The sequence below is a fragment of the Streptomyces sp. NPDC127119 genome (assembly GCF_042677425.1).
GTDB lineage: Bacteria > Actinomycetota > Actinomycetes > Streptomycetales > Streptomycetaceae > Streptomyces.
The window spans coordinates 1-9,725 of sequence record NZ_JBHXTO010000220.1 but is presented as its reverse complement, the minus strand read 5'-3'; the positions used below and the strand labels follow the sequence as shown (position 1 = coordinate 9,725).

9 protein-coding genes and 1 tRNA gene are annotated in these 9,725 nt (G+C 71.8%); 7 read left to right on the top strand and 3 right to left on the bottom strand.

The features are described 5' to 3' along the window. Window positions 1–115: 115 nt before the first annotated feature. Window positions 116–817, bottom strand: a complete 702-nt coding sequence (locus tag ACFVH5_RS42070; RefSeq protein ID WP_385838959.1) for a pentapeptide repeat-containing protein — start codon at window positions 815–817, stop codon at window positions 116–118. Between the two features lie 128 nt (window positions 818–945). Here ACFVH5_RS42070 and ACFVH5_RS42065 point away from each other — a divergent pair, with 128 nt between their 5' ends. Together ACFVH5_RS42065 and ACFVH5_RS42060 are read left to right on the top strand one after the other, a co-directional pair. Then, a complete protein-coding gene (locus ACFVH5_RS42065; RefSeq protein WP_385838958.1) occupies window positions 946–2,157 on the top strand; it encodes an FAD-dependent oxidoreductase in 1,212 nt (403 codons plus the stop codon). A 91-nt stretch (window positions 2,158–2,248) separates the two neighbouring features. Further along, window positions 2,249–3,268 carry a zinc-binding dehydrogenase gene (locus ACFVH5_RS42060; RefSeq protein WP_385838962.1) on the top strand — a complete coding sequence of 340 codons (1,020 nt, stop codon included), beginning with the start codon at window positions 2,249–2,251 and terminating at the stop codon, window positions 3,266–3,268. 82 nt (window positions 3,269–3,350) lie between these two features. Here ACFVH5_RS42060 and ACFVH5_RS42055 read toward each other — a convergent pair whose 3' ends face one another. After that, window positions 3,351–4,322, bottom strand: a complete 972-nt coding sequence (locus ACFVH5_RS42055) for an aminoglycoside phosphotransferase family protein (RefSeq protein ID WP_385838957.1) — start codon at window positions 4,320–4,322, stop codon at window positions 3,351–3,353. Window positions 4,323–4,416: 94 nt separating this feature from the next. Between ACFVH5_RS42055 and ACFVH5_RS42050 the strand changes: the two genes are divergently transcribed. After that, window positions 4,417–5,796, top strand: coding sequence for an NAD(P)/FAD-dependent oxidoreductase (locus tag ACFVH5_RS42050; protein ID WP_385838961.1), 1,380 nt, complete (start codon window positions 4,417–4,419; stop codon window positions 5,794–5,796). 16 nt (window positions 5,797–5,812) lie between these two features. Continuing rightward, window positions 5,813–6,541, top strand: coding sequence for an alpha/beta hydrolase (locus ACFVH5_RS42045; protein WP_384816375.1), 729 nt, complete (start codon window positions 5,813–5,815; stop codon window positions 6,539–6,541). 23 nt (window positions 6,542–6,564) lie between these two features. Here the strand turns inward: ACFVH5_RS42045 and ACFVH5_RS42040 are convergent. Then, window positions 6,565–6,639 (bottom strand) — tRNA-Thr (locus tag ACFVH5_RS42040). A 252-nt stretch (window positions 6,640–6,891) separates the two neighbouring features. Between ACFVH5_RS42040 and ACFVH5_RS42035 the strand changes: the two genes are divergently transcribed. The 3 genes from ACFVH5_RS42035 (at window position 6,892) to ACFVH5_RS42025 (ending at window position 9,599) form a co-directional block, all read left to right on the top strand. Further along, window positions 6,892–8,028, top strand: a complete 1,137-nt coding sequence (locus ACFVH5_RS42035) for an ABC transporter ATP-binding protein (protein ID WP_107015310.1) — start codon at window positions 6,892–6,894, stop codon at window positions 8,026–8,028. 227 nt (window positions 8,029–8,255) lie between these two features. Next, complete coding sequence (locus tag ACFVH5_RS42030) at window positions 8,256–8,738, top strand: hypothetical protein (RefSeq protein ID WP_385838956.1); 483 nt, start codon at window positions 8,256–8,258, stop codon at window positions 8,736–8,738. Between the two features lie 129 nt (window positions 8,739–8,867). Then, window positions 8,868–9,599 (top strand): NDP-sugar synthase, encoded by a 732-nt coding sequence (locus ACFVH5_RS42025; RefSeq protein ID WP_384816381.1) that lies wholly within the window; start codon window positions 8,868–8,870, stop codon window positions 9,597–9,599. Window positions 9,600–9,725: the final 126 nt, after the last annotated feature.

The window sequence follows — 9,725 nt, the reverse complement described above, 5'->3', positions numbered from 1 at the left end:
CAGACCAAGAGCCGTATGCACGGGGGCGGCGGACTCGACGTACCGGCACGGCCCGCTCCCACCACCCACGGTCCCACCCCCCACCAAGCCCACGCCAAACCCCCCGCAGGGAACCTCACACCTCAACCCCCACCACCCGAACCCCCACCTCCGCAGCAAACACCCCCGCAAGATCCAACAACTGCGCAGGACTGATCACAGCCCCCGCCAGCCGATCCACCCCCCGCGCAAACCCCACCTCGGCCGCCCGCCGCAGATCCACGTCCGTCAGCGACACCCCGGTGAAGTCCGCCCCCTTCAGCACACAGTCCACGAACTCCACCCGCTCCAGCCGTGCACCCCCGAAGTCCGGCTCGACCAGCACGCACCCCTCGAACACCACATCCCGGATCCGCGCCTCCCGCAGATTCAGATAGTCGATCTTCCCTCCACGGAAGACCACCCGCTCCAGCACGGCGCCATGCATCTGCACCCCGCCCAGCCGGGCATCGACCACCTCCACGTCCCGGAGGGTCGCCGACCCGAAGTCCGTCCCCACCCCCCGCAACCCGGTGAGCACGGAATCCAGCACCCGCGCATGATGCAGCCGCGTCTCATCGACCGCGCACCCGGTCAGCGCGCAGTCCATGAACCGCGCACCCCCACCGTCCTGCCCCACGAAATCCAGCTCGCCGAACAGCAGCCCGTCATAGTCCCCGTCGGGCTCCAGTTCCCCACCCCCGTACGGCTCCAGCGACGGCAGCCGCACCTCGGGCCGCCGCGCACCCTTGACCCCCGCGCCCGCCTTGGAACCAGCCTTCGCCGCTCTGCTCACCATCCCCCCATCCTGCACCCCACCACTGACACCCTCCCTGACCAGCCAAAAAGCCCCGCATGTCACATTCCGAGCCCGCTACGAGTCGTAAGGACAACGCAGAACACCCCAACGAAGGGGCAAAAAAAAACATGCACCCCACCCACCCCACACCGCACCTCACACCGCACCTCACGATCATCGGCGCCGGCTTCGCCGGCCTCACCGCCGCCGTCACCGCCGCGGAAGCGGGCGCCAAGGTCACCGTGTACGAGGCCCACCACACCCTCGGCGGCCGGGCCCGCACCGCCGAGGGCCCGTACAGGACGAACGAGGGCCCGCACGCGCTCTACAAGGGCGGCCCCCACTGGACCTGGCTCAAACAGCGCGGCCTCCTCGGCGAACTGGCCCCCCTCCCACCCCTGGAAGCCGCCCGCCTCCGCCTCCACCACAAGGGCGCCCTCCGCCGCACCCCACCCCTCGCCATGCTCAGACTCCTGCGCCGCACACCCCAACAGGCCCCCGTCGACCAGGACTTCGCCACCTGGGCCACGAGCATCGTGGGCGAGGAGGGCGCGACCGCCGCGGCCCACTACTCCGCGGTCGCCCTCTTCCACCACGCCCCCGGCACGCTTTCCGCCGCCTTCGTCCAGGAACGCCTGCGCCGCGCAACGAGGTTGCCCCCGGAGGCGCACTACCCCCGCGGCGGCTGGGCGAGCGTGATCGACAGGATGGCGGCCCGCGCCTGGAACCTCGGCGTACGGATGGAGACCCTCGCCCGCGTCGACACCCTCGACGCCCTCCCCGCCGGCCACGGCCCGGTCATCGTCGCCACCTCCCTGGACGCGGCCCGCACCCTCCTCCAGGACAGTTCCCTGACCTGGCCGAGCGGCCGAACGGCCCTGCTGGACCTCGCCGTCCGCACCCGCCGCGGCGACGCGTTCGCCGTCTCCGACCTGGACGCCCCCGGCTGGATCGAACGCTTCACGGCCCAGGACCGCACCCTCGCGCCACCCGGCGAACAGCTCCTCCAGGGCCAGTTCCCGATCGCCCCGCACGCGTCACGCGCGGACGGCATCGCCCGCGCCGAGCGGCTCCTCGACCTCGCGCTTCCGACCTGGCGCGAGCGGGTCACGTACCGCCGCGAGGCGCTCGCGAACGGCCGCACGGGCGCCGTCGACCTCCCCGGCACGAGCTGGCGCGACCGCCCGCACGTGGACCGCGGCGACGACGTGTACCTCGCGGGCGACCAGGTGGCCGCTCCGGGCGTGCTCTCCGAGGTGTCGTTCAACAGCGCGCTGGAGGCGGTGTCCCTGGCCTTCGGCATCCGCACCCGGGCAGGCCTTGACCTCAAGCGTGCTTGAGGTCAAAAGCTGGGGCGCAGCAGCCGCACACCACGCCCCGGGGGAACCCATGCCCACCACGAAGCCGGTCCCGAAGCCCGTCCCGGACCGCATGCACGCCACCCGCCTCCACACCTTCGGCCCGCCCGAGAACCTCACGTACGAGCGAACGGAAGCCCCCCGCCCCGCTCCCGGCCAGGTCCGTGTCGAGGTCGCCGCCGCGGGCGTACACCTGCTGGACACCGCGCTCCGGGCGGGCGTCAAGGGCCCGTACCCGGAGCTGCCCGCCCTCCCCACGATCCCCGGCCGCGAGGTCGCCGGCACGGTCGAGTCCCTCGGTGAGGGCGTCGCCGCCCTGTGGCTCGGCAAGCGCGTGGTGGCCCACCTGGGCCTCCACCCGGGCGGCTACGCGGAACTGGCCGTCACCGACGTCGACCGCCTCCACGAGATCCCCCGGAACCTCGACTTCGCCCAGGCGGTCGCGATGATCGGCACGGGCCGTACGACGATGGGGATTCTCCAGTTCACCGACCTGACCCCCGACGACGTGGTCCTCGTCCCCGCCGCGGCGGGCGGCATCGGCACCCTCCTCGTGCAGTACGCGCGGCACGCGGGTGCCACCGTGATCGGCCTGGCGGGCGGCCCGGACAAGGTGGCGCGCGTCGGGAAGAACGGCGCCGACCTGGCCGTCGACTACAAGGACCCCGCCTGGCCGGACCAGGTGAAGCGATTCCTGGGCGACCGCCCGGCCACGGTCGTCTTCGACGGGGTGGGCGGCGACACGGCGCAGAAATCAGTGGCACTCCTCGCCCACCCCACAAGCCCCACGCACCCCGACCATCCTGCACGCCCCACCGGCAGGCACATCGTCTTCGGCTGGTCGGGCGCCGGCCTGCACGACGGCACCCCGTATCTCGTCGAAGGCGTGTCGCAGTCGGTCCTAGGCCCGGTCATGCTGCAGAGGGCGGGCGGCCCCAACCCCCTGCGCACCCTGGAACTACGCGCCCTCACGGAGGCCGCCGAGGGCCGCCTGGTCCCGGACGTCCACCGCTTCCCCCTCGCGGATGCGGCCGCCGCACACCGCGCGCTGGAGACCAGGGCCACCCACGGCAAGGTGATCCTGGAACCCTGACCTCGCCGACCACCCACGAGGTCTCAACGCCCCCAACGCCCCGGAGCACCGTTCAACACCACTCAACGCCGCTCAACGCCGCTCAACGCCCCAGCAGCAGCCGCGCGATACCGGCCTGGTCCTCGTCCAGGCCCCCGCCCTCCTCGACCCGCCACAGCGAGTTCTGCAACACCCGCCCCAGCGTCCAGGCCCGCGCCCGCTCCCGGTCCACCCCCAGCACCTCCGTCATCAGGTCGAAGCGGCGTTCCAACGCCCCCTCCTCGCACCGGTTCCAGAGCGCGGGCAGCAGCTCGAAGCAGGGGTCCCCGGCGAGCGGCTTCGGGTCGATGACGAGCCAGGGCTCGCGGTCGGCCGCGAGGATGTTCTCGAAGTGCAGATCCCAGTGCAGCAGCCGGTCCCCCGGCTCGTCCGCGACCTCGCGCACGGCCGCCGCGCAGTCCGCGAGGAGCCGCCGGTCGTCCTCCGCCGCGAGGGACCGCGTCACCGCGGGCAACCGCTCGAACATGTCCGCGGTGACGGAGTCCAGCCGCCGCAGCCCCGCCGGCGCCGGAACAGCCGTGATCCGCGCCAGCAGTTCGGCCAGGACCGACGTCGCCTTCATCACATCGGGCACCCCGGCGAGCGGCCGGTCCTCGTCGAGCCGTTCCAGCAACAGCGTGCCGCTCTCCGCGTCCTCGTCCAGCAGCCGTACGACCCCGTCGCCGCCCCAGGTGCGCAGCGCGAGCCCCTCGCCGGCCGTCTCCTCGTCGAGGTCCTGCAGCTTCAGCACGGCCCGCGTCCCGTCGCCGCGCACCACGGGCAGCACCACCGAGACCTGCCCGCTCATCGGGGCGCCCTCCTGGCGCAGCCCCCACCGCTCCAGAAACCGCCCGCCGCGCTCCAGCAGCCGCCCATGTCCCACCTTCACCACCCTCACCCTCTCCAGAACCACGAAATCCGAAGGAGACACCCACCACCCGGAGAAGCTAACGTCACCGCGCATGAGCAGCACGGAGAACGCGGACAGCGCGTCCGACCCGGACAGCGCGTCCAGCACGGACAGCGCATCCGGCATGGACCGCACACCCCCCGCGCCTTACGCGCCCCCCAAGCCCCGGACACCACCCCTGCCGCAGCCGCCGCGGGCCCCGGGCGCGCCCCGCACCACCGTGAACGGCGGCATATCGTTCTGGTACGCCGAGGAGGGCCTGCCCGCCCCCCGCGAGCCCCTTCAGGGTGACGCGAACGCCGACGTGGTGATCGTCGGCGGCGGCTACACGGGGCTGTGGACCGCGTACTACCTGAAGAAGGCCGCGCCCTTCCTGCGGATCACCGTCCTGGAGCAGAAGTTCTGCGGCTACGGCGCCTCCGGCCGCAACGGCGGCTGGCTCTACAACGGCATCGCGGGCCGCGACCGCTACGCGCGCCTGCACGGCCACGAGGCCGCCGTACGCCTCCAGGAGGCCATGAACGCCACGGTCGCCGAGGTCGTCGGGGTCGCCGGCGAGGAGGGCATCGAGGCGGACATCCACCGGGGCGGCGTACTCGAAGTCGCGTACACCCCCGCCCAGCTGGCCCGTCTGCGGGCCTTCCACGAGACGGAACTCTCGTACGGCGAGAAGGACCGCGAGCTGTACGGGGCCCGCGAGACCGCCGACCGGGTCCGGGTCGCGGACGCGGTGGGCTCCACCTGGACCCCGCACGGCGCCCGGCTGCACCCGGTGAAACTGCTCAAGGGCCTCGCGGCGGCCGTCGAGGCGCTGGGCGTCACGATCCACGAGTCGACCCCCGTCACGGAGATCAGGCCCAAGCACGCCGTCACCCCGTACGGAACCGTCCGCGCGCCCTACGTCCTGCGCTGCACGGAGGGCTTCACGGCCTCCCTCAAGGGCCACCGGCGCACCTGGCTCCCCATGAACTCCTCGATGATCGCCACCGAGCCCCTGACCGCCGCCCAGTGGGAATCGGTCGGCTGGGAGGGCCGCGAGACCCTCGGCGACATGGCCCACGCGTACATGTACGCCCAGCGCACCGCCGACGGCCGTATCGCCCTGGGTGGCCGCGGAGTCCCGTACCGCTTCGGCTCCCGTACGGACAACGACGGGCGCACGCAGGCCTCGACGGTCGAGGCCCTGCGCGAACTCCTGCTGCGCCTGTTTCCCCAGCTCTCGGGCATCGCCGTGGACCACGCCTGGTCGGGCGTGCTCGGCGTACCGCGCGACTGGTGCGCGTCGGTCACCCTCGACCGCGCCACCGGCCTCGGCTGGGCGGGCGGTTACGTGGGCTCCGGGGTCGCCACGGCCAACCTCGCCGCCCGCACCCTGAGGGACCTGGTCCAGCGGGACTCGGGCCAGTCGGGCGAGACGGACCTCACCACACTTCCCTGGGTCGAACACAAGGTCCGCAAGTGGGAACCCGAACCTTTCCGCTGGCTCGGGGTACACGGCATGTACGCGACGTATCGAGCCGCCGACCGCCGCGAAGTCACCACCCATGCCGCACAGTCGTCCCGGATCGCGCGTATCGCCGACCGGGTCGCGGGCCGCTGAGAGACAGGGGAACCCCATGAGCACCGCAGTCATGGACACCGTCCGCTACTCGTCCGACGGTCAGCTCCTCGACATCCATCGCGCAGCCGCCCCGGACGCCCCGACGGTCCTGCTCTGGCACGGCCGCGGCCCCGCCGAACGGGACGTCCTCGGCGCCCTGGCCGCGGAGGTCGCCCGTCTCGGGGCCACCGTGATAGTCCCGGACTGGCACCCGGACGCAGAGGACGGCGGCCGTCCGCAGCTCGCCGCGTCGCTGCGCTTCACCTGGGACTTCGTACGGGACCCGGCACAGGTCGTCCTCGTCGGCTGGTCCCTGGGCGGGCGTGCCGCGATGGCCACGGCCCTGCGCCCGGACCCGCCGGAGGGCTGGCGCCCGGCCGCCGTGGTCGGCATCTCGGCCCGCTACAACCAGCCCGAGCCGCTGCTCGGCCTGCCGTCCCCCATGGACGTCTGCGCCTCGGCCCCTCCCCTGCCCATCCACCTGGTGCACGGCACGGAGGACACGGTGTGCGACTTCGCCAACGCGGGCGAGTTCCAGCGCGTCCTGGCCGCCGCCGGCCGCAAGGCCCCGCTCACGGAACTCACCACGGACCACCCGGGCGCGGTCATGGCCGAGTACTCCCCGGAATGGGGCCGCTGCCGCCCCGCCCACTCCGGCTCCGCCCACCGGGAGGGCCTGCGCACGGCCCGGGTCATCGCCCAGGCGGCGGGCCTGCCCACGCAAAAGGCCCGAGCCACCAAGTGACCCGGACCTCCCGGCACAACAAGAGCCCCCTGTCGGATTCGAACCGACGACCTACGCATTACAAGTGCGTTGCTCTGGCCGGACTGAGCTAAGGAGGCCTGCACGCGGACGTGCCTGTGCGTGCTCGCAGGCACGCCCGAAGCAGTGTACCCACGTCACAGTGGGGGTCCGGCGAAAATTTCCTCGAACTTCATTACCCACCGAGTACTGACAGAACGTGTGAACGCGGGGTAGCGTCCTGAACCAGTCCGCTCATGTGGACTACACCACTACGGATCGTTCCGTAGCGGTACACCACCTTTACAACGGATCGTCCGGCACGTTCCTGCCGGTGAAGGGGGCCCCTCACCATGGCCACTGTCTCGTTCAACAAGGCGACCCGCATCTACCCGGGTGGCGACAAGCCCGCCGTCGACCAGCTCGAGCTCGACGTCGCGGACGGCGAGTTCCTCGTCCTCGTCGGTCCCTCCGGCTGCGGAAAGTCCACCTCCCTGCGCATGCTCGCGGGTCTTGAGGACGTCAACGGCGGATCCATCCACATCGGCGACCGCGACGTCACGCACCTGCCACCCAAGGACCGGGACATCGCCATGGTGTTCCAGAACTACGCGCTGTACCCGCACATGACGGTCGCGGACAACATGGGCTTCGCGCTCAAGATCGCCGGCGTCAACAAGGCCGAGATCCGCCAGAAGGTCGAGGACGCGGCGAAGATCCTCGACCTCACCGAGTACCTGGCCCGCAAGCCGAAGGCCCTCTCCGGCGGTCAGCGCCAGCGTGTCGCCATGGGTCGCGCCATCGTGCGTGAGCCCCAGGTCTTCCTCATGGACGAGCCGCTGTCGAACCTCGACGCCAAGCTCCGTGTCTCGACCCGTACGCAGATCGCGTCGCTGCAGCGCCGCCTCGGCATCACCACGGTGTACGTGACCCACGACCAGGTCGAGGCCATGACGATGGGCGACCGCGTGGCGGTCCTCAAGGACGGTCTGCTCCAGCAGGTCGACTCCCCGCGCAACATGTACGACCGCCCGGCGAACCTCTTCGTCGCCGGCTTCATCGGCTCCCCGGCGATGAACCTCGTCGAGGTCCCGATCACCGACGGCGGCGTGAAGTTCGGCAACAGCGTGGTGCCCGTCAACCGCGAGGCCCTCAAGACCGCCTCCGACAAGGGTGACCGCACGGTCACCGTCGGCGTCCGTCCCGAGCACTTCGACATCGTCGAGCAGGGCGGCGGTGCCGCGTCGAGCCTGTCGAAGGAGACCGCGGACGCCCCGGCCGGCCTCGCCGTCACCGTGAACGTCGTCGAGGAGCTCGGCGCCGACGGGTACGTCTACGGCAGCGCCAAGGTCGGCGACGACCTCAAGGACCTGGTCGTCCGCGTCAGCGGCCGCGCGGTCCCGGAGAAGGGCTCCACACTGCACGTCGTGCCGCGCGCGGGCGAGACCCACGTGTTCTCGACCTCCACCGGTGAGCGCCTCACCGACTGATCGCAACCGCGCCGACCGGCCGGGCGGATCCCGGAGAATTCACCCAGGTTGACGAAGAAGGCCCCGCAGACCACTGCGGGGCCTTCTTCGTTGTCGACAAATACCCCGGCAGACCGGGCATTTCGACAGCTGTTCGTCAACATCAAACTCGAAAACGCTCACTCCCCCGTCCCCCGAACTGATTACTAAATGTCGCCAAATCATCACCCCGCGCTACCCTCACTCGCGTGAAGCACTCCACTAACCACTCGACGCGACACGGCCACGGCCCCTCCGGCCGACCGACCCGACACGGCCGCGGTCCAGCCCGCCGGATCGGCCGTACCCTCGCCCTCGTTCTGCCCGTCGTCCTGGTGCTCTCCGGCACGCTCGCGGTCACCAGGGTCAACTGGTCGGGAAACGAATCCTCGACGTCGGCCCTCGCCGCCTCCGCCGAGAACGTCTCCCGGCGCGCCCCGTCCCGCGCTCCACAGGACGTGCTGCGCGACAAGCTCCTGCTGGAACTCCAGGACAAGAACCCGGGGGTCGCCCTCACCCACCTCCAGGAGGCCGTGAACGGCCGCCCGTCCCTCGGCAGGCACTGCGCCTCCATCGCCCGCGCCCTGGGCCGCGCGGCGGTCCGCGCGTACGGTCCGGTCCGCGCCCAGTCGTTCGCCCGCCCGGTGTGCGACACGGCCTTCGCCACGGGCGTAGCAGCCCAGCACGCCTGAGCCCGGGCCCCGCAAGGGGCGCGGGGAACTGCGCGACCAGCCCTCCACCCACCCGCGGATCCCCCTTTCCCCCGCGCCCCTCACAAACCCCACCGGCTGATCCCGCGGAGCGCGACGTAAAGTTCGGGCATGACCGATCCGAACGCAGCGTCGCGCCCCGTTCAAGCCGTCGTCCTGGCCGGCGGCCAGGGCTCAAGGCTGCGTCCCTACACCGACGACCGCCCCAAGCCGATGGTCGAGATCCCCGGCACCGGGACCCCGATCATCGGCCATCAGCTGACCTGGCTCGCCGAAGAGGGCGTCACCGACGTCGTCGTCTCCTGCGGTCATCTCGCCGAGGTCCTCCAGGAATGGCTGGAGGCGACGGACCTGCCCGTCTCCGTGACCACCGTGGTCGAGTCGGAGCCCCTGGGCCGTGGCGGCGGCCTCAAGTACGCCGCGAAGCACCTGCCCCACCCCGACCGCCCCTGGTACGCGACGAACGGTGACATCTGGACCCGTTTCTCGCTGCGGGAGATGGCGGACTTCCACACCGAGCGCGACGCGGTGGCGACCCTCGCGCTGGCCCGTCCCCGCCTTCCGTGGGGTGCCGTCCAGACCGACGACTTCGGTCACATCACGGACTTCATCGAGGCCCCGCCGACCGCGCACGGCATCAACGCGGGTGTGTACGTGTTCTCCCCCGAGTTCGCCGACCTGCTGCCCTCCCTCGGCGACCACGAGCGCTCCACGTTCCCGCGGCTGGCCCGTGAGCGCCGCCTGGCCGGCTATCCGATCCCGCAGGGCGCGTACTGGCGTGCCATCGACACGGCGAAGGACCTCACGGAGGCGGCCAAGGAGCTGGCGGCGCTCGGCCGTTGAGCGCCTTCTGATACCTCAGGGGCAGCGACCTGGCTGCGGGCCGGTGGGGGTGGGCCGCGCAGTTCCCCGCGCCCCTCGGAAGCGGGGCTGCGCCCCTGCTTCCGCCCCTTCAGGGGCGCGGGGAAC

Coding starts and splice junctions, on each gene's coding strand:
- ACFVH5_RS42045 (WP_384816375.1), top strand. CDS start 5,813: ATGAGCACCGCAGTCATGGACACCGTCCGCTACTCGTCCGACGGTCAG.
- ACFVH5_RS42065 (WP_385838958.1), top strand. CDS start 946: ATGCACCCCACCCACCCCACACCGCACCTCACACCGCACCTCACGATC.
- ACFVH5_RS42025 (WP_384816381.1), top strand. CDS start 8,868: ATGACCGATCCGAACGCAGCGTCGCGCCCCGTTCAAGCCGTCGTCCTG.
- ACFVH5_RS42055 (WP_385838957.1), bottom strand. CDS start 4,322: ATGCCGGATGCGCTGTCCGTGCTGGACGCGCTGTCCGGGTCGGACGCG.
- ACFVH5_RS42070 (WP_385838959.1), bottom strand. CDS start 817: ATGGTGAGCAGAGCGGCGAAGGCTGGTTCCAAGGCGGGCGCGGGGGTC.
- ACFVH5_RS42035 (WP_107015310.1), top strand. CDS start 6,892: ATGGCCACTGTCTCGTTCAACAAGGCGACCCGCATCTACCCGGGTGGC.
- ACFVH5_RS42060 (WP_385838962.1), top strand. CDS start 2,249: ATGCACGCCACCCGCCTCCACACCTTCGGCCCGCCCGAGAACCTCACG.